Consider the following 17,894-nt stretch of genomic DNA (forward strand, 5'->3'; position numbering starts at 1 on the left):
ACGTGACGGGGATGGTGAAGCTGCCGGAAGGCACGGAAATGGTGATGCCGGGCGACAACATCTCGATGGAAGTCGAGCTGATCGCACCGATCGCGATGGATGAAGGCCTGCGCTTCGCCATCCGCGAGGGCGGCCGCACCGTCGGTGCCGGCGTCGTCGCCAAGATCATCGCCTAATCGACGCCTCGGACTGACAGGAACAAGGCTTCACGCCATGGATACCCAGAGCATCCGCATTCGCCTCAAGGCGTTCGACCACCGCGTGCTTGACCAGTCGACGAGTGAAATCGTCAACACGGCCAAGCGCACCGGTGCGCGCGTCCGCGGGCCGATTCCGCTGCCGACCCGCATCGAAAAGTTCACGGTGCTGCGCAGCCCGCACATCGACAAGAAGAGCCGTGAGCAGTTTGAAATGCGCACGCACAAGCGGCTCCTCGACATTATCGACCCGACTCCGCAGACCGTGGACGCGCTGATGAAGCTCGACCTCGCTGCCGGCGTCGACGTCGAGATCAAGCTGTAAGGCGTCGCCGTCATGCAAATGGATAAAGTCCGCACCGGACTCATCGCGCAGAAGGTCGGCATGACCCGCGTGTTCACCCCCGAGGGCGAGCACGTTCCGGTCACCGTCCTCAAAGTCGAGACCTGCCAGGTCGTGTCGCAGAAGACGATGGAGAAGGACGGTTACACCGCTCTTCAACTCGGCGTCGGCACCGCCAAGGTGAAGAATGTCTCGAAGGCACAGCGCGGCCATTTCGCCAAGGCGAAGGTCGAGCCGAAGAAGAAGACCGTCGAGTTCCGCGTTCCCGCGGAAGCGCTCGTCGATGTCGGTGCCGAAATCGGCGTCGATCACTTCCTCGCCGGCCAGACCGTCGACGTCACTGGCACGTCGATCGGCAAGGGCTTCGCCGGTTCGATGAAGCGCTGGAACTTTGGTGGTCTGCGCGCGACCCACGGCGTGTCGGTCTCGCACCGCTCGCATGGTTCGACGGGTAACCGCCAGGATCCGGGTCGTACCTTCCCGGGCAAGAAGATGGCCGGTCACCTCGGTGCCGAGCGCGTCACGACGCAGAACGTCAAAGTCGTTCGCGTTGATGTCGAGCAGGGCCTGATCCTGATCAAAGGTTCGGTCCCGGGCCCCGACCAGGGCTGGGTGATCGTGCAGGACGCGAAGAAGACCAAGGCGCCCGCAGGGCTGCCGTATCCGGCTGCGGTGCGTAAGGGAGCTGCTGTTGAAGCGGCTGCTGAACCGGCCGTCACCGAGACGCAGGAGTAAGGGCCATGAAGGTCCAAGTGAAAAACCTCGCCGGCACGGCGGTGGGCGACATCGAACTCAGCGACGATATTTTCGCGCTGCCGGTTCGTAGCGACCTGCTGCATCGCATGGTGAACTGGCAGTTGGCCAAGCGTCGTGCGGGTACGCACAAGACGAAGGGCGTGAGCGAAATCTCCGGCACCGGCAAGAAGCCCTACAAGCAGAAGGGCACTGGCCGCGCACGTCAGGGTTCGCTGCGTTCGCCGCAGTTCCGCGGCGGCGCGCGCATCTTCGGACCGGTCGTTCGTAGCCACGAATACGACCTGCCGAAGAAGGTGAAGAAGCTCGCGCTTCGCACCGCGCTGTCGGCCAAGGCCGCCGAAGGCAAGCTGTTCGTTCTCGATGCAGCGACCGCCGGTACGCACAAGACGAAAGAGTTGGCTGCGTCGCTGACGAAGCTGGGCCTCGGCTCGGTCATCGTGATCGACGGTCAGACGCTCGACGTGAACTTCTCGCGCGCCGCCGCCAACATCCCGTTGGTCGACGTGCTGCCGAGCCAGGGCGCGAACGTCTACGACATTCTCCGCCGCGACACGCTCGTGCTCACGCGCGCTGCGATCGCCGATCTCGAGGCGCGCCTGAAATGAGCAAGAAGACGAAGAAAGACGACAAGGCGATCTCGCCTCGTCACTACGACGTGATCCGCGCGCCGGTCATCACCGAGAAGGCGACGATGGGTTCGGAGCACGGCCAGGTGACCTTCAAGGTCGCGTTGGACGCAACCAAGCCCGAGATCAAGGCTGCCGTTGAGGCGCTGTTCAAGGTCGAAGTGAAGGCCGTGAACACGCTGGTCCACAAGGGCAAGACCAAGATGTTCAAGGGCGTCCGCGGTCGTCGCTCGGACGTGAAAAAAGCGATCGTCACGTTGGCCCAAGGGTCGACGATCGACGTGACGACGGGAGTCTGACGCGATGGCGTTGAAACAATTCCGTCCGATTACGCCGGGCACGCGCCAACTGGTGCTGGTCGACAAGTCGGATCTCTACAAGGGCAAGCCGCTCAAGAAGCTGGTCGAAGGCCAGTCGAAGTCGGGTGGCCGTAACAACACCGGTCGTGTCACGTCGTGGCAGAAGGGTGGCGGTCACAAGCAGTCGTATCGACTGATCGACTTCAAGCGCCGCAAGTTCGACGTCGCCGGTACGGTCGAACGGATCGAATACGATCCGAACCGCACCGCCTTCATCGCGCTGATCACCTACGAGGACGGCGAACAGGCCTACATCCTCGCGCCGCAGCGCCTCGGCGTTGGCGACAAGGTGATCGCCGGCGAAAAGGTCGACGTGAAGCCGGGCAATGCGATGCCGCTGCGTTCGATGCCGGTCGGTACGATCGTGCACAACGTCGAGCTGCGTCCGGGCAAGGGCGGCCAGTTGGCTCGTTCGGCCGGTACGTATGCACAGCTCGTCGGTCGCGACAGCGGCTACGCGCAGTTGAAGTTGACGTCGGGCGAACTGCGCACCGTGCGCGGTGAATGCATGGCGTCGGTTGGTGCGGTGTCGAACCCCGACAACTCGAACCAGTCGCTCGGCAAAGCCGGTCGTAATCGTTGGAAGGGTATTCGCCCGCATGTCCGCGGCGTCGCGATGAACCCAGTCGATCATCCCCATGGCGGCGGCGAAGGCCGCACCTCGGGTGGTCGTCATCCGGTCACGCCTTGGGGCAAGGGCACCAAGGGCAACAAGACCCGGAAGAACAAGGCCACGGACAAGTACATTATCCGCCGCGCGCCGAAGCGCTCGGGGAGGACCTAAGACATGGCGCGTAGTGTTTGGAAGGGCCCGTTCGTTGACGGGTATCTGCTGAAGAAGGCCGAGAAGAGCCGGGGCTCGGGCCGCAACGAGATCATCAAGATCTGGTCGCGTCGCTCGACGATCCTGCCGCAGTTCGTCGGTCTGACCTTCGGTGTTTACAACGGCCAGAAGTTCATCCCGGTCCTCGTGACCGAGAACATGATCGGCCACAAGTTCGGCGAATTCTCGCCCACGCGCACCTTCTACGGGCACGCGTCGGACAAGAAGGCGAAGAGGGCCTAATCATGGGTAAGCCCAGCAACGAACGTCGCCAGGCGGAGACGGAGGCGAAAGCCTTCGCCAAGATGATCCGTACCTCGGCGCGCAAGCTGAACCTCGTGGCGCAGCTGATCCGTGGCAAGAGCGCGCAAAACGCGCTCGCCGACCTGACTTTCTGCGAGCGTCGTATCGCCAAGGAAGTCCGCAAGGTGCTGCAGTCGGCGATCGCCAACGCTGAAAACAATCATCAGCTCGACGTGGATCGTCTCTATGTCAGCGAAGCGACCGTTGGTCGTGCGCTGGTCATGAAGCGCTTTCATGCTCGCGGTCGTGGTCGTTCGGCGTCGGTCGAGAAGCCGTTCTCCAATCTTACCGTTGTGGTGCGCGAGCGGGCCGAAGCGGCCGCCGGCGCGGAGGCGTAATTCATGGGTCAGAAGATCAATCCGATCGGCATCCGCGTCGGTATCAACCGTACGTGGGACAGCCGCTGGTACGCCGGTCGCGACTATGCGCGCGTCCTGCACCAGGATTTGAAGCTGCGCGAATATTTGATGACCCGCCTGTTGCAGGCTGGCGTCGGTCGCGTCGTGATCGAGCGTATGGCGAAGAAGGCTCGCATCACCATTCACTCGGCTCGTCCGGGCGTGGTGATCGGCAAGAAGGGCGCCGACATCGAAAAGCTGCGCTTGGAACTCGGTGCCCGCACCGGTTCGGAAGTCGCGCTGAACATCGTCGAAATCCGTAAGCCGGAAATCGATGCCAAGCTGATCGCCGAGAACATCTCGAGCCAGCTCGAGCGTCGCGTTGCCTTCCGTCGCGCCATGAAGCGCGCGGTGCAGTCGGCGATGCGTCTGGGCGCCCAGGGCATTCGTATCAACTGCTCGGGTCGTTTGGGCGGCGCGGAAATCGCGCGTCTCGAATGGTACCGCGAAGGTCGCGTGCCGCTGCACACGCTGCGCGCCGACATCGATTACGGCACGGCCACTGCCAAGACGACCTACGGCACCTGCGGCGTCAAAGTCTGGGTGTTCAAGGGCGAAGTGATGGCGCACGACCCCATGGCGCAGGACAAGCGCGCCATGGAACAGCAGCCCGCGCGCTAAGGGATAACGACAATGCTTAGTCCGAAGCGAACCAAGTACCGCAAGGCGCACAAAGGCCGTATCCACGGCGTTGCGACCTCGGGCACGACGCTCAATTTCGGCGCCTTCGGTTTGAAGGCGTTGGAACCGGAACGCGTGACTGCGCGCCAGCTCGAAGCTGCTCGCCGTGCGATCACCCGTCACATGAAGCGCCAGGGCCGTCTCTGGATCCGCGTCTTCCCGGACGTGCCGGTCTCGAAGAAGCCCGCCGAAGTCCGCATGGGTTCGGGTAAAGGCAGCCCGGAATTCTGGGTGACCCGTATTTATCCGGGAAAGATCATGTTCGAGATCGACGGCATTCCGGCCGATCTCGCGATGCGCGCGTTCGAGCTCGCGGCTGCAAAGCTGCCGATCAAGACCCGCGTCGTGACCCGGGAGCAGGTGTGATGGCGACCAAGACCGAAGACTTTCGCGGCAAGAGCGAAGACCAACTGAAAGACGATCTGATCGCGTTGAAGAAGGAGCAGTTCAACCTGCGCTTCCAGCGTGCCTCGGGTCAGTTGGAATCGACCGCCCGCGTGCGCATCGTTCGTCGCAACATTGCGCGCATTCAGACTGTGCTGCGTCAGCGCGAGCTGGCGTCGGCCAAGGCGTAAGGAAAGAACGATGCCGAAGCGCGTCATGCAGGGTGAAGTGGTGAGCGACAAGGGCGACAAGACTGTCGTCGTCCGCGTCGAACGCCGCGTCATGGACCCCGTCTATAAGAAATTCGTTCGTCGCTCGAAGAAATTCGCTGCGCACGATGAAGCGAACGTGTTCCGCGTTGGTGATGTCGTCGAGATTCAGGAGACTGCTCCGATCTCGAAGAACAAGCGCTGGACCGTGATCTCGCCGGCGCCGTCGCGCGCGGCGCAGGCCTGAGGAGCAACGTAATATGATCCAGATGCAGACTAATCTGGACGTGGCCGACAACAGCGGCGCGCGCCGGGTCATGTGCATCAAAGTTCTCGGCGGTTCCAAACGGAAATACGCTGAGGTCGGTGATGTCATCGTCGTCTCGATTAAAGAGGCGATCCCGCGCGGCCGTGTGAAGAAGGGCGACGTCCATCGCGCCGTTGTGGTGCGTACCGCTTTCCCGCTGTCGCGTAATGACGGCTCACTGATCCGTTTTGACCGCAACGCCGCCGTGCTGATCAACAAGCAGGGCGAGCCGATCGGTACCCGTATCTTCGGGCCGGTGACTCGTGAGCTGCGCGGCAAGAAGTTCATGAAGATCATCTCGCTCGCGCCGGAGGTGCTGTGATGTCGGCCGCCAAGATTAAAAAGGGCGATCGCGTCGTCGTGATCACCGGTCGCGACAAGGGCAAGCGCGGCGAAGTCGTTCGCGTGCTGCCGGGCGCTGACCGCGTCGTCGTCAGCGGCGTGAACATCGTGAAGCGCCACACGCGTCCGACCCCGGCTTCGGCCGGCGGCATCGTCGAGAAGGAAGCGACGATCCACGTGTCGAACGTGCTGCATATCGACCCCAAGACCGACAAGCCGACCCGCGTTGGCTTCAAGACCCTGGAAGACGGCCGCAAGATTCGCGTCGCCCGTCCGTCGGGGGAGGCGATCGACCGATGACCAAAGCGACTGCAAAGAGCAAGACCGACGCACCGCGCCTGAAGCGCGAGTACGAAGAGAAGATCAAAGCCGCGCTGAAGGCTGAGTTTGGCTACGCCAACGACTACGCCGTGCCGAAGCTGGAAAAGATCGTGTTGAACATGGGCGTCGGCGAGACGACCGGTGACACGCGCAAGATCCAGCCGGCGGTGGCGGAGCTGCAGGCGATTGCCGGCCAGAAGCCGATCATCACCAAGGCCCGCAAGTCGATCGCGCAGTTCAAAGTGCGCGAGCACATGCCGATCGGCTGCAAGGTCACCCTGCGTGGCGCTCGTATGTACGAGTTCCTCGATCGCCTGATCACGATCGCGCTGCCGCGCGTTCGCGACTTCCGCGGCGTGAAGCCCGACTCGTTCGACGGTCGCGGCAACTACGCGATGGGCGTGAAGGAACAGATCATCTTCCCGGAAATCGACTACGAAAAGATGGAGTCGGTGCGGGGCATGGACATCGTGATTTGCACGACGGCCAAGAACGACGCTGAAGCCAAAGCGCTGCTGCGCGGCTTCAACATGCCGTTCACGAGCTGAGCGGCGAGGACATAAGACATGGCTAAGAAGAGTGCCGTTGAGAAGAACAACCGCCGCGCCAAGCTGGTGAAGCGGTTTGCTGCCAAGCGGAAGCGTCTGCTGGCGATCACCGACGACAAGCAAGTGTCGGACGAAGAGCGTTTCGACGCCCAGCTGAAGCTGGCGGAGATGCCGCGCAATTCGAACCCGACGCGCGTGCGTAACCGCTGCGAAATGACTGGCCGTCCGCGCGCCGTCTATCGCCGTTTCAAGCTGTCGCGCATTGCGTTGCGCCAGCTGGCGTCGATCGGGCTTGTGCCCGGCGTCACCAAGTCGAGCTGGTAAGGAGACCCCGAGATGTCACTGAGTGATCCGCTCGGCGATCTGCTGACCCGCATCCGCAATGGTCAGCACGCCAATATGTCGATCGTCGAAAGCCCGGCCTCGAAGCTGCGCGCAAGCGTGCTCGAAGTGTTGAAGCGCGAAGGCTACATCCGTGGCTACGAGCAAGACGCTGTGGTCAACGGCATTTCGACCATCAAGGTGCAGCTGAAGTACCACGAAGGCCAACCGGCGATTAAAGAGATCCAGCGTGTCTCGAAGCCGGGCCGTCGCGTCTACTCGAAGATCAGCGAGCTGCAGAAGTTCTATAACGGTCTGGGTATCTCGATCCTGTCGACGCCGCGTGGCGTGATGTCAGATCACGAGGCCCGCGCTGCCAATGTTGGCGGCGAAGTCCTCTGCAAGGTGTTCTGAGCCATGAGCCGCATCGGAAAACATCCCGTTCCGGTTCCGTCGGGCGTCACCGTTTCGGTGGTCGGTCAGACGGTTACCGCCAAGGGTAAGCTGGGCGAAAAGAAGCTCACGCTGATCGACGACATTTCGGTCGAGATGAAGGACGGCACTGTCGTCGTTCTGCCGCGCGCCGAAACCCGTCGTGCTCGCCAAATGTGGGCGACGTCGCGCAGCCTGGTGAACAACCTGGTCAAAGGCGTGAGCGAAGGCTTCACCGAAGACCTCGAGATCAACGGCGTCGGTTATCGTGCCGCGGTGCAGGGCAAAGAGCTGGTGCTCGCGCTCGGCTACACGCACGACATCCGCTACCCGATCCCGGCCGGCGTCACGATGAAGACGGAAAAGCCGACCACGATCTCGATCCTGGGTCCGGACAAGCAGCAGGTCGGTCAGATCGCAGCTGAGCTGCGCGCGTATCGTCCGCCAGAGCCCTACAAGGGCAAGGGCGTGAAGTACGTGTCCGAAACGATCCTGCGCAAAGAAGGCAAGAAGAAATAGCCATGCCGCAGCAATTCGACTCCACCACTCGCCGCAAGCTGCGCGTCCGCGCCAGCATGCGGAAGATCCGCAGCGATCGCCCGCGCCTGTCGGTGCATCGCACGTCGCAGCACATCTACGCGCAGGTCATCGACGACGCTGGGCAGAAGACGCTCGCTGCGGCTTCGACGCTCGACACGTCGCTGAAAGGCGAACTGAAGAGCGGCGCAAACATCGATGCCGCCAAGCGCGTCGGTGCGCTCGTTGCCGAGCGTGCCAAGGCGGCCGGCGTTACGCAGGTCCGCTTCGATCGCGGTGCCTATATTTTCCACGGGCGCGTGAAAGCGCTCGCCGAGGCGGCTCGCGAAGCCGGCCTGGACTTCTGAGGAGCTAGGCTATGGCACGCGAAGAACGTCGCGAACGTCGCGACCGCGACAGCGAACAGAGCGAGCTCGTCGAAAAGCTCGTTTCCATCAACCGCGTCGCGAAGGTGGTGAAGGGTGGCCGTCGTTTCGGCTTCGCTGCACTCGTCGTCGTCGGCGACGGCAAGGGCCGCGTTGGTCACGGCGCGGGTAAGGCCCGCGAAGTGCCGGAAGCGATCCGCAAGGCGACCGAACAGGCCAAGAAGAGCATGGTTCGCGTTCCGCTGCGCGAAGGCCGCACGCTGCATCACGATCTGCAGGGCCGTTTCGGCGCCGGCAAAGTCGTGCTGCGCGCAGCTCCGGCCGGTACCGGCATCATCGCAGGTGGTCCGATGCGCGCCGTCTTCGAAGCGCTCGGCGTCCATGACGTCGTCGCCAAGTCGGTCGGCACGTCGAACCCGCACAACATGGTCAAGGCAACGCTCGATGCGCTGACCCATCTCTCGAGCCCGCGCCTGGTCGCGGCGCGTCGTGGCCGCAAGGTCGCCGAGATCCTGGGCAAGCCGGGTGAAGCCGAAGCCAATCTCGAAGGCGTTTCGTGATGGCCGAAGAAAAGAAAGCCCCGGCGAAGAAAGCCGCTGCGCCGAAGACTGCTGCTCCGAAGAAGGCAGCTGCCGCCCCCAAAGCGGCTGCAGCCAAGAGCGGCAAGACCGTGATCGTGACCCAGACCGGGTCGCCGATCGGTCGTGAACAGTATCAGCACGCGACTCTGAAGGGTCTCGGACTGGGCAAGATGAACCGGACTCGCGAGCTCGAGGACACGCCGGCGGTGCGCGGAATGATCCGCACCGTGCAGCACCTCATCCGCGTTGAGTCGCCGACCGAGTAATTGCCATGACCAAGCTCAACGACATTCGCGACAATGACGGTGCCCGTAAGGGCCGCATGCGCATCGGCCGTGGTATCGGCTCGGGCAAAGGCAAGACCGGCGGCCGTGGCGGCAAGGGTCAGACCGCGCGCTCCGGCGTCGCGATCAACGGCTTTGAAGGCGGCCAGATGCCGCTGCATCGCCGCATCCCGAAGCGCGGCTTCACCAACCACATGCGTCGCGACTACGTCGTGATCAACCTGGGCTCGATCCAGGCTGCGATCGACGAAAAGAAGCTCGACGCCAAGGCGACGATCAACGGCGAAGCGCTGGTTGCGGCCGGCTTGCTGCGCCGCACGCGCGATGGTGTCCGTCTGCTCGCCAAGGGCGCGCTGACGGCCAAGGTGACGATCGACGTCGCCGGTGCCAGCGCGGCTGCAATCGCAGCGGTGGAAAAGGCCGGCGGCAGCGTCACGCTGCCCAAGGTCGAAGAAGCCGCGGCGGGTTGATCTCGCGCCGGGGCTTGCCCCGCACTATGTAGTTCGTCGAGCGCCGGACCATCGCGTCCGGCGTTCGCGTGTTTACTTCCAGGATTGCCCCCCGACCATTGATAGGGGCGGTGATCCTCGCTACTCGAAGAGTCATCATGGCTTCCGCCGCCGAGCAGCTCGCAGCAAATCTGAATTTCGGCGCCTTCGCGAAGGCGCCCGAACTCCGCAAACGCATCTGGTTCACACTGGCTGCGCTCGTCGTCTATCGCATCGGGACCTATATCCCGCTGCCGGGCATCGACCCGGCGGTGCTGGCCGACATCTTCAATCAAAGCCGCGGCGGCATCCTGGACATGTTCAACATGTTCTCGGGCGGCGCGCTGCACCGCATGACCATCTTCGCGCTCAACATCATGCCGTACGTCTCGGCATCGATCGTGGTGCAGTTGATGACTGCGGTCGTGCCGTCGATGGAGACGCTCAAGAAAGAGGGCGAGGCGGGCCGCAAGAAGCTGAACCAGTACACGCGCTATCTGACCGTGCTGCTGGCGCTGGTGCAGGGCTACGGCCTCGCAACCGGCATTGAAAGCATGACCGGCGCCAGCGGTTCGTCCGCGGTGCTGATCCCGGGCATGTTCTTCCGCATCGAAACCGCGCTGACCTTGGTTGCCGGCACCGTGTTCCTGATGTGGCTCGGCGAACAGATCACCAGCCGCGGCATCGGCAACGGCATCTCGCTGATCATCTTCGCCGGCATCGTCGCGGAATTGCCGCGTGCATTGGTGCAGGCACTCGAACTTGGCCGCACCGGCGCCTTGTCGGGCTTTGCGATCCTGCTGATGTTCGTGATGGCGATCGCCGTCATCATGTTCATCGTGTTCATGGAACGCGCCCAGCGGCGGATCGTGGTTCAATATCCGAAACGCCAAGTCGGCAATCGTATGTTTGGCGGTGAAAACAGCCATCTGCCGTTGAAGCTCAACACGTCGGGCGTGATTCCGCCGATCTTCGCGTCGTCGCTGTTGCTGCTGCCGCTGACCATCGTCGGCTTCATGGGCCAGCGTGGCGACTCGGGTTGGCTGGGTTGGTTCTCGCAGCAGATCGGCCACGGCCGTCCGCTCTACATCGTGCTGTACGCAGCGCTGATCGTGTTCTTCTGCTTCTTCTACACGGCGATCGTCTTCAACCCGACCGAGACCGCCGACAATCTGCGCAAGTATGGCGGCTTCGTTCCGGGCATTCGTCCGGGCAAGAACACCGCTGACTATTTCGACTATGTGCTGACTCGAATCACGGTGATTGGCGCCTTCTATCTGTGCGTCGTGTGCCTGATCCCGGAGATTCTGATCAGCGAATACAGCCTGCCCTTCTATTTCGGCGGCACGTCGTTGCTGATCGTTGTGTCGGTGACGATGGATACAGTGGCGCAGATCCATAGCCACTTGCTCGCCCACCAATACGAAGGCCTGATCAAGAAGGCCAAACTGCGGGGAGCCCGAGCTCGGTGAACATCATCCTGTTGGGCCCGCCAGGGGCGGGGAAGGGCACGCAGGCAAAGCTTCTCGAACAGAAGCGCGGCATGGTGCAGCTCTCGACTGGCGACATGCTCCGCAGCCACGTGAAGGCGGGCGACGAGCTGGGACAGAAGGCCAAGGCAATCATGGACGCGGGCCAGCTGGTCCCGGACGACCTGATGATCGCCATGATCTCGACCCGGATCGACCAGCCTGACGCCCGCAAGGGCTTCATCCTGGACGGTTTCCCGCGCACCACGCCCCAGGCCGAGGCGCTGGACCGGATGCTGGCCGAGAAGGGTCTCCAGCTCGATGCGGTCATCGAGATGAAGGTGGACGAGCCCGAGCTCATCCGCCGCGTTGCCGGGCGCTACACCTGCGCCAAATGCGGTGCGGGCTTCCACGACCTGCTGAACCCGCCGAAGAAGGCCGGGGTCTGCGATACGTGCGGCTCGACCGAGTTCGTCCGGCGGCCGGACGACAATGCCGAGACCGTAAAGGGCCGGCTGGACGTGTTTCGGAAGCAGACGGCCCCGATTCTCCCGTACTACCGGGACAAGGGCGTTCTCGAATCGGTCGACGGCATGGCCGCCATCGATGAGGTCGAGCGCCAGATCGAGGCCCTGCTGAAGGCCCATTAGGGCGACCTACGAACCTAGGCGAACCCTAGGAGAGCTGCGGCCTTTCGGCCGGGAGCAAAAGTTCCCCCGAAAGCCGCGGCCGGCTTGACTCTGCAAGGCGCGATCCATATTTTCGCGGCCTTCCGGAGTTTAGGACGACCGGCCGGTTTTGCGCGCCCCCAGTTGGGGGCCGCTTGCGTTCGATGGCCTTTCGGGGCCGAAGGAGAGACTACGTGGCGCGTATTGCTGGTGTGAACATCCCCGCACAGAAGCGGGTCGAGATCGCGCTTCGCTACATCTACGGGATTGGCCCGCAGAACGCGAAAGTGATCTGCAAAGCCGTGGGTATCCCGGCTGAGCGTCGCGTGAATCAGCTCACCGACGATGAGATCTTTCGTATCCGCGAAGTGATCGACCAAGACTACAAAGTCGAAGGCGATCTCCGCCGCGAAGTTTCGATCAACATCAAGCGCCTGATGGATTTGGGCTGCTATCGCGGCCTGCGTCACCGCAAGAGCCTTCCGGTTCGCGGCCAGCGCACGCACACCAACGCGCGCACCCGCAAGGGTCCGGCCAAGCCGATCGCCGGTAAGAAGAAGGCGACCAAGAAGTAATCGCGCGACTCAATACAGAGTCGGCGCGCTGACATCCGAGACAGGATCTATTCGATATGGCTAAACCAGCTGCCGCAGGTCGTCTGCGCCGCAAAGAGCGCAAGAACATCACGTCGGGCGTCGCCCACGTGAATGCGTCGTTCAACAACACGATCATCACGATCACCGACGCGCAGGGCAACGCGATTGCCTGGGCTTCTGCTGGCAGCCAGGACTTCAAAGGCAGCCGGAAATCTACGCCGTACGCGGCCCAGGTGGCCGCTGAAGCCGCTGGGCGCAAGGCGCAGGAGCACGGCATGAAGACCCTGGAAGTCGAAGTGAAGGGTCCTGGGTCGGGACGTGAATCGGCGCTGCGCGCGCTGCAGGCTGTCGGTTTCGCGATCACCGCGATCCGCGACATCACGCCGGTGCCGCACAACGGTGTTCGCCCGCCGAAGCGTCGCCGGGTCTAACACCCGGCACGTTCGAATTTTCGGTGCGGCGCCGCCCAAAAGGGCATTGGCGCCGCGCTTCGTTTCTCCCTCACCGCAGGGGATATAATGCAGAAGAACTGGCAAGAACTGATCAAGCCGTCGAAGCTCGACGTGAAGGCGGGCGATGACGCGCGTCGCGTTGGCAACATCGTCGCCGAACCGCTGGAGCGCGGTTACGGTCTGACGTTGGGCAACGCGCTGCGCCGTATCCTGTTGTCGTCGCTGCAAGGTGCAGCGGTGACCGCGATCCAGATCGACGGTGTGTTGCACGAATTCTCGTCGATCCCGGGTGTTCGCGAAGACGTCACCGACGTCGTGCTGAACATCAAGACCTTGGCGCTGCGCATGCACGCCGAAGGTCCGAAGCGTATGCGTCTGCGGGCTGAAGGCCCGGGCGAAGTTCGCGCTTCGCAGATCGAAACCGGCGCCGACATCGAGATCATGAATCCCGATCTCGTGATCTGCACGCTCGATCGCGACGCCAAGTTGAACATGGAACTGACGGTGCAGACCGGTAAGGGCTATCGCCCGGCCCAGTTGAACCGTCCGGAAGACGCGCCGATCGGTTTCATCCCGGTCGACAGCGTGTTCAGCCCGGTTCGCAAAGTGTCGTACAAAGTCGACAACACGCGCGTCGGTCAGATCACCGACTACGACAAGTTGACGATGACGGTCGAAACGACCGGCGCCGTGAGCCCTGAAGATGCCGTCGCTTACGCTGCGCGCATTCTGCAGGACCAGCTCGCGATCTTCGTGAACTTCTCGGAGCCGACCAGCGAGCGCGGCGAAGATCACCACTCGGATCTTCCGTTCAACAAGAACCTGCTGCGCAAGGTCGACGAACTCGAACTGTCGGTTCGTTCGGCGAACTGCCTGAAGAACGACAACATCATCTACATCGGCGACCTGGTGCAGAAGTCGGAAGGCGAAATGCTTCGCACCCCGAACTTCGGCCGCAAGTCGCTGAACGAGATCAAAGAAGTTCTCGCCACCATGGGGCTGCATCTCGGTATGCAGGTTCCCGGTTGGCCGCCGGAGAACATCGAAGATCTCGCCAAGAAGTTGGACGAGCCGTTCTAACCAGAACGTTCGTCAGAGCATGCCTACCCCGGCCGTACACGAAAGCGGCGGCCGGATCCCACCATCGGACCCGCGCGTCGGGCCACACATGAAGGAGAACCGCAATGCGTCACGGACTAGCCGGTCGTAAGCTCAATCGTACGTCGACCCATCGCAAAGCGATGTTCGCCAACATGGCCAACGCGCTGATCAAGCATGAGCAGATCAAGACGACCCTGCCGAAGGCGAAAGACCTTCGCCCGATCGTCGAAAAGCTGATCACGCTGGGCAAGAAGGGCGGTCTCGCCAATCGTCGCCAGGCGTTCGCGCAGCTGCGCGACGACGCGATGGTCAAGAAGCTGTTCGACACGCTGGGCCCGCGCTACGCGGCCCGTTCGGGCGGCTACGCCCGCGTGTTGAAGGCCGGCTTCCGCTATGGCGATGCCGCGCCGATGGCGATCATCGAGCTGGTCGACCGCGACGTCGCTGCCAAGGGTCTGGATTCGGGTCCGGTGCAGGTTGCCGACGAAGACGGCGAACACGTTCACGCCTAAAGCCGGTCAAGGTCGGTCACGAATTGGGGCGCGCTCTGCGAAGAGCGCGCCCTTTTCGTTTGTGTCCGGTGAGACCAGATTTGTGGCCCAGTCGTTCAGTCGTGGAAGACCAAGGAAGAACCATGATCCGCGCCGTTACCTTCATGCTGGCCGCCCTCGCTTTCGTCGTCCCCGCCGCTGCGCAGCAGCGCGAGATGCCGCAATCGCGCCAGCAGATCGAACTCAGCTTCGCGCCTTTGGTGAAACAGGCCGCACCGGCGGTGGTGAACGTCTTCGCCGAAAAGCGTCCGCAGCAGGTCAACAGCCCGCTGCTCAACGACCCGGTGCTGCGCCGTTTCTTCGGCGACCAGCTGCAGCGCCGCGCGCGCCCGTCGATGTCGCTGGGCTCGGGCGTGATCGTGCGCGCCGACGGCTATGTCATCACCAACGCGCACGTGATCCGCGACGCTGACGACATCAATGTCGTGCTCAACGACAAGCGCGAATTCACCGCCAAGCTGGTGCTGCGCGACGACCGGATGGATCTGGCGCTGCTGAAGCTCGAAGCGAGCGGTCTGCCGGTGCTGCAGTTGAAGGATTCGGATCAGGTCGAAACCGGCGACATGGTGCTCGCGATCGGCAATCCGTTCGGCGTTGGACAGACCGTGACCAGCGGCATCGTGTCGGCGGCCGCGCGCAGTGCTGCGGGCATCGGTGATTTCGGCTTCTTCATTCAGACCGACGCCGCGATCAATCCGGGCAATTCGGGCGGCGCGCTGCTGGGCATGGACGGCAAGCTGGTCGGCATCAACACCGCCATCTTCTCGCAGTCGGGCGGTTCGATCGGCATCGGCTTCGCCATTCCCGCCAACATCGTGAAGACGGTGATCGAAGCGGGCGAGAAGGGCGAGAAGCAGGTCGTGCGTCCGTTCCTGGGTGTGACCGCGCAGCCGGTGACGAACGAGATCGCGCAGTCGCTCAACTTGCCGCGTCCGGGTGGCTTGCTGGTCGACAATGTCACCGCCGGTGGTGCCGCTGCCGACGCGGGATTGAAGCGCGGTGACGTGATCACGCAGATCAACGGCAAGGATGTCAGCGACCCGGGCGAGCTGCGCTATCGCGTGACGCTGATTCCGGTTGGCGGCAAAGGCCGGATGACGGTCGTGCGCGGCGGCAAGACTGAAGAGCTGACCTTCGTCGCAAAACCCGAAGCGCTGCCGCAGGACGAGCAACTGGTGAAGCAAGGTCCGCTGGCGGGCGTCACGGTTGCAACGCTGACTCCGGGCCTCGCCGATCAGCATGGCCAACGCGTCAGAGAAGGCGTGCTGGTGCTCGATGTTGCTGAAGGTTCGCCGGCCGATCAAATGGGCCTGCAGAAAGACGACGTCATTCTGCGCGCCAACAACGTGCCGGTGAATTCAACCAAAGCGCTTGCGGCTGCGCTGCAGAAAGCGCGCGGCGTTGCGCTGACCGTGCAGCGCGGCGATCAGGTGTTCCAGACCGTGGTGCGATGACGTCACTCTTCGAAGCAAGCGCACCGCGTCCGCTCGCAGATCGTCTACGGCCGACCAAACTCGATGAGGTCATCGGTCAGGATCATCTGCTGAAAGGTGATGGGCCGCTTGCGCGTATGGCTGCGAGCGGTCGGTTGGCGTCGCTGATCCTGTGGGGACCGCCCGGTTGCGGCAAAACCACCATCGCGCGCTTGCTGGCGGAAACAACCGATCTTGCGTTCGAACCTTTGTCGGCCGTGTTCTCGGGCGTCGCCGATCTGCGCAAAGTGTTCGACGTCGCCAAGAAGCGGCGCGCAGCGGGCCAAGGCACGTTGCTGTTCGTCGACGAAATTCATCGCTTCAATCGCGCCCAGCAGGACGGGTTCCTGCCTTACGTCGAAGACGGCACCGTTGTGCTGGTCGGTGCGACGACGGAAAATCCAAGCTTCGAACTGAACGCAGCGTTGCTGTCGCGCGCCCAAGTTCTGATCCTGCAGCGGCTCGACGCGACTGCGTTGGAACAGCTGCTCGAGCGCGCCGAGGAAATCGAAGAACGCAAATTGCCGCTCGATGCGGATGCGCGTACGGCCTTGCTCGACATGGCTGATGGCGACGGGCGCTTTCTGCTCAACCTCGCCGAAGAGCTGTTTCGCTTCCCCGCCGACAAGCAGCTCGATCGCGCGCGCCTGACCCAAGTCATCCAGCGGCGCGCGCCGCTCTACGACAAGAGTCAGGAAGGCCACTACAACCTGATTTCGGCGCTGCATAAATCGGTGCGCGGCAGCGACGCCGACGCGTCGCTTTATTGGTTAGCGCGCATGTTCGATGGCGGTGAAGACCCGCGCTATATCGCGCGCCGCGTCGTGCGTATGGCGGTCGAAGACATCGGACTGGCCGATCCCAACGCGCTGACGCAGGCACTGGCTGCGTGGGAAACCTACGAACGGTTGGGATCGCCCGAAGGCGAACTCGCGATCGCGCAGGCGGTGCTGTACTGCGCCACCGCGCCGAAATCGAATGCGGCCTACAGCGCGTTCGGCGAAGCCAAGCGCGCAGCCAAAGAAAGCGGCAGCGTGATGCCGCCCAAACATATCCTGAACGCCCCGACTAAGCTGATGAAACAAGTCGGCTATGGCAGCGGCTATGATTACGACCACAACGCGCCGGACGCGTTCTCGGGCCAGAATTATTTTCCCGACGGGATGAAGCGGCCGGAATTCTACAAGCCGGTCGATCGCGGTTTCGAACGCGAACTCGGCAAACGTCTCGACCATTGGTCCAAGCTGCGCGAAGAGCGCAGCAAGGAACGGGGTAACAAATGAGAGCGCTGCGCTTGGTGCGGCATGCGCGCTTGTTGAAACGCGCGCTGCTGGATCGGGAAAGCCCGTTGCAGGCGCGGTTGTTGGTGATCGCGATGATCGCTTACGTCGTCAGCCCGATCGATCTGATCAGCGACTTCATTCCGATCATCGGTTGGATCGACGACGCAGCGGTGGTCGCGCTCGGTACATGGTTGGTCGAGCGCTGGTTGCCACCTGCAATGCTGAAAGAAGACGTTTAGCGGCGAAGAGGTGCGCGACGCTTGCCGAAGATGCCGTCGACGCTGATTGCGCCGGCGCCTTGCATGGCGGCGAACAACAGGCCGCCCGCCATCGCCAGGTTCTTCATGAAATTGATCGCCTGTCCCTGGTCGGCGAAATTGGCGTGGAACATCGCTGCCGACACGATCGAGAAGAAGGCCAATCCCAACGCAGCCCAGCGCGTCAGCAAGCCGATCAGCAACAAGCCGCCGAGACCAAGTTCGGCGAGCAGCGCCAGGTAATAGGCGATCTCGGGCATCGGCACGCCGGCCGACTCGATGTATCCGATCGTCGCTGCTTTCGCGGCCAACTTGCCAAGGCCGCTCCAGACGAAAATCGCGCTGAGCAACACGCGCGCGACCAGCGGTCCGATTGTGCGATCCATCGTTACGGCTCCGGGCTGTGGAATCGGTCGCGAGCCTAGTTGGTGCTGACAGGA

General features: G+C 62.8%; 32 protein-coding genes. 31 read left to right on the forward strand and 1 reads right to left on the reverse strand.

Annotation, left to right across the window (positions count from 1 at the left end):
- The 31 genes from TMPK1_RS00005 to TMPK1_RS00155 all read left to right on the forward strand — a co-directional run.
- The coding region (locus TMPK1_RS00005) for an EF-Tu C-terminal domain-related protein (protein WP_478212887.1) at nt 1–176 on the forward strand (176 nt) is incomplete at its 5' end.
- A 37-nt stretch (nt 177–213) separates the two neighbouring features.
- A complete protein-coding gene (gene rpsJ, locus TMPK1_RS00010; protein WP_420240644.1) occupies nt 214–522 on the forward strand; it encodes a 30S ribosomal protein S10 in 309 nt (102 codons plus the stop codon).
- An 18-nt stretch (nt 523–540) separates the two neighbouring features.
- Entirely contained in the window at nt 541–1,275 is a 735-nt protein-coding gene (gene rplC, locus TMPK1_RS00015) for a 50S ribosomal protein L3 (RefSeq protein ID WP_420245585.1), read from the forward strand.
- 5 nt (nt 1,276–1,280) lie between these two features.
- Nucleotides 1,281–1,901, forward strand: a complete 621-nt coding sequence (gene rplD / locus TMPK1_RS00020) for a 50S ribosomal protein L4 (protein WP_420240645.1) — start codon at nt 1,281–1,283, stop codon at nt 1,899–1,901.
- Entirely contained in the window at nt 1,898–2,221 is a 324-nt protein-coding gene (locus TMPK1_RS00025) for a 50S ribosomal protein L23 (protein ID WP_420240647.1), read from the forward strand. Before rplD ends, TMPK1_RS00025 begins: the two co-directional genes overlap by 4 nt.
- A gap of 4 nt (nt 2,222–2,225) precedes the next feature.
- A complete protein-coding gene (gene rplB, locus TMPK1_RS00030) occupies nt 2,226–3,065 on the forward strand; it encodes a 50S ribosomal protein L2 (protein ID WP_420240648.1) in 840 nt (279 codons plus the stop codon).
- 3 nt (nt 3,066–3,068) lie between these two features.
- A complete protein-coding gene (gene rpsS / locus TMPK1_RS00035) occupies nt 3,069–3,347 on the forward strand; it encodes a 30S ribosomal protein S19 (RefSeq protein WP_420240649.1) in 279 nt (92 codons plus the stop codon).
- Nucleotides 3,348–3,349: 2 nt separating this feature from the next.
- Complete coding sequence (gene rplV, locus TMPK1_RS00040; protein WP_420240650.1) at nt 3,350–3,745, forward strand: 50S ribosomal protein L22; 396 nt, start codon at nt 3,350–3,352, stop codon at nt 3,743–3,745.
- A gap of 3 nt (nt 3,746–3,748) precedes the next feature.
- On the forward strand, nt 3,749–4,426 hold the full coding sequence (gene rpsC / locus TMPK1_RS00045; RefSeq protein ID WP_420240651.1) for a 30S ribosomal protein S3: 678 nt from the start codon (nt 3,749–3,751) through the stop codon (nt 4,424–4,426).
- A 12-nt stretch (nt 4,427–4,438) separates the two neighbouring features.
- Entirely contained in the window at nt 4,439–4,852 is a 414-nt protein-coding gene (gene rplP / locus TMPK1_RS00050) for a 50S ribosomal protein L16 (RefSeq protein WP_420240652.1), read from the forward strand.
- Complete coding sequence (rpmC, locus tag TMPK1_RS00055; RefSeq protein ID WP_420240654.1) at nt 4,852–5,061, forward strand: 50S ribosomal protein L29; 210 nt, start codon at nt 4,852–4,854, stop codon at nt 5,059–5,061. Before rplP ends, rpmC begins: the two co-directional genes overlap by 1 nt.
- Before the next feature lie 10 nt (nt 5,062–5,071).
- Nucleotides 5,072–5,326 carry a 30S ribosomal protein S17 gene (rpsQ, locus tag TMPK1_RS00060; RefSeq protein ID WP_420240655.1) on the forward strand — a complete coding sequence of 85 codons (255 nt, stop codon included), beginning with the start codon at nt 5,072–5,074 and terminating at the stop codon, nt 5,324–5,326.
- A gap of 13 nt (nt 5,327–5,339) precedes the next feature.
- On the forward strand, nt 5,340–5,708 hold the full coding sequence (gene rplN / locus TMPK1_RS00065) for a 50S ribosomal protein L14 (protein WP_420240656.1): 369 nt from the start codon (nt 5,340–5,342) through the stop codon (nt 5,706–5,708).
- Complete coding sequence (rplX, locus tag TMPK1_RS00070) at nt 5,708–6,028, forward strand: 50S ribosomal protein L24 (protein ID WP_420240657.1); 321 nt, start codon at nt 5,708–5,710, stop codon at nt 6,026–6,028. Before rplN ends, rplX begins: the two co-directional genes overlap by 1 nt.
- Entirely contained in the window at nt 6,025–6,597 is a 573-nt protein-coding gene (gene rplE, locus TMPK1_RS00075) for a 50S ribosomal protein L5 (protein ID WP_420240659.1), read from the forward strand. The genes rplX and rplE overlap by 4 nt, the downstream gene beginning before the upstream one ends.
- Before the next feature lie 18 nt (nt 6,598–6,615).
- Entirely contained in the window at nt 6,616–6,921 is a 306-nt protein-coding gene (rpsN, locus tag TMPK1_RS00080; RefSeq protein ID WP_420240660.1) for a 30S ribosomal protein S14, read from the forward strand.
- Between the two features lie 12 nt (nt 6,922–6,933).
- A complete protein-coding gene (gene rpsH, locus TMPK1_RS00085) occupies nt 6,934–7,332 on the forward strand; it encodes a 30S ribosomal protein S8 (RefSeq protein ID WP_420240661.1) in 399 nt (132 codons plus the stop codon).
- A 3-nt stretch (nt 7,333–7,335) separates the two neighbouring features.
- On the forward strand, nt 7,336–7,869 hold the full coding sequence (gene rplF / locus TMPK1_RS00090; RefSeq protein WP_420240662.1) for a 50S ribosomal protein L6: 534 nt from the start codon (nt 7,336–7,338) through the stop codon (nt 7,867–7,869).
- Nucleotides 7,870–7,871: 2 nt separating this feature from the next.
- Nucleotides 7,872–8,234: a 50S ribosomal protein L18 gene (gene rplR, locus TMPK1_RS00095; protein WP_420240663.1), complete on the forward strand. Its 363-nt coding sequence runs from the start codon at nt 7,872–7,874 to the stop codon at nt 8,232–8,234.
- A gap of 11 nt (nt 8,235–8,245) precedes the next feature.
- Nucleotides 8,246–8,812, forward strand: a complete 567-nt coding sequence (gene rpsE / locus TMPK1_RS00100; RefSeq protein WP_420240664.1) for a 30S ribosomal protein S5 — start codon at nt 8,246–8,248, stop codon at nt 8,810–8,812.
- Between the two features lie 110 nt (nt 8,813–8,922).
- Entirely contained in the window at nt 8,923–9,099 is a 177-nt protein-coding gene (rpmD, locus tag TMPK1_RS00105; protein WP_420245586.1) for a 50S ribosomal protein L30, read from the forward strand.
- A gap of 5 nt (nt 9,100–9,104) precedes the next feature.
- Complete coding sequence (gene rplO, locus TMPK1_RS00110; RefSeq protein ID WP_420240665.1) at nt 9,105–9,587, forward strand: 50S ribosomal protein L15; 483 nt, start codon at nt 9,105–9,107, stop codon at nt 9,585–9,587.
- 137 nt (nt 9,588–9,724) lie between these two features.
- Complete coding sequence (gene secY / locus TMPK1_RS00115) at nt 9,725–11,077, forward strand: preprotein translocase subunit SecY (RefSeq protein ID WP_420240666.1); 1,353 nt, start codon at nt 9,725–9,727, stop codon at nt 11,075–11,077.
- Nucleotides 11,074–11,724 (forward strand): adenylate kinase, encoded by a 651-nt coding sequence (locus TMPK1_RS00120; RefSeq protein ID WP_420240667.1) that lies wholly within the window; start codon nt 11,074–11,076, stop codon nt 11,722–11,724. The genes secY and TMPK1_RS00120 overlap by 4 nt, the downstream gene beginning before the upstream one ends.
- 212 nt (nt 11,725–11,936) lie before the next feature.
- The gene (gene rpsM, locus TMPK1_RS00125) at nt 11,937–12,317 is read left to right on the forward strand and encodes a 30S ribosomal protein S13 (RefSeq protein WP_420245588.1); all 381 of its coding nucleotides are present in this window, start codon (nt 11,937–11,939) and stop codon (nt 12,315–12,317) included.
- A 56-nt stretch (nt 12,318–12,373) separates the two neighbouring features.
- A complete protein-coding gene (gene rpsK, locus TMPK1_RS00130; RefSeq protein ID WP_420240668.1) occupies nt 12,374–12,769 on the forward strand; it encodes a 30S ribosomal protein S11 in 396 nt (131 codons plus the stop codon).
- A gap of 84 nt (nt 12,770–12,853) precedes the next feature.
- Nucleotides 12,854–13,870: a DNA-directed RNA polymerase subunit alpha gene (locus TMPK1_RS00135; RefSeq protein ID WP_420245590.1), complete on the forward strand. Its 1,017-nt coding sequence runs from the start codon at nt 12,854–12,856 to the stop codon at nt 13,868–13,870.
- Between the two features lie 104 nt (nt 13,871–13,974).
- Nucleotides 13,975–14,403, forward strand: a complete 429-nt coding sequence (gene rplQ, locus TMPK1_RS00140; RefSeq protein ID WP_420240669.1) for a 50S ribosomal protein L17 — start codon at nt 13,975–13,977, stop codon at nt 14,401–14,403.
- 122 nt (nt 14,404–14,525) lie between these two features.
- Complete coding sequence (locus TMPK1_RS00145) at nt 14,526–15,896, forward strand: Do family serine endopeptidase (protein ID WP_420240670.1); 1,371 nt, start codon at nt 14,526–14,528, stop codon at nt 15,894–15,896.
- Nucleotides 15,893–17,197, forward strand: a complete 1,305-nt coding sequence (locus TMPK1_RS00150; RefSeq protein ID WP_420240671.1) for a replication-associated recombination protein A — start codon at nt 15,893–15,895, stop codon at nt 17,195–17,197. Before TMPK1_RS00145 ends, TMPK1_RS00150 begins: the two co-directional genes overlap by 4 nt.
- The gene (locus TMPK1_RS00155) at nt 17,194–17,436 is read left to right on the forward strand and encodes a YkvA family protein (RefSeq protein WP_420240672.1); all 243 of its coding nucleotides are present in this window, start codon (nt 17,194–17,196) and stop codon (nt 17,434–17,436) included. Before TMPK1_RS00150 ends, TMPK1_RS00155 begins: the two co-directional genes overlap by 4 nt.
- Here TMPK1_RS00155 and TMPK1_RS00160 read toward each other — a convergent pair.
- A complete protein-coding gene (locus TMPK1_RS00160; RefSeq protein WP_420240673.1) occupies nt 17,433–17,840 on the reverse strand; it encodes a DoxX family protein in 408 nt (135 codons plus the stop codon). The genes TMPK1_RS00155 and TMPK1_RS00160 overlap by 4 nt on opposite strands.
- Nucleotides 17,841–17,894: the final 54 nt, after the last annotated feature.

Origin of the sequence: Roseiterribacter gracilis (genome assembly GCA_018332375.1) — a bacterium.
GTDB classification, from domain to species: domain Bacteria; phylum Pseudomonadota; class Alphaproteobacteria; order BOG-932; family Roseiterribacteraceae; genus Roseiterribacter; species Roseiterribacter gracilis.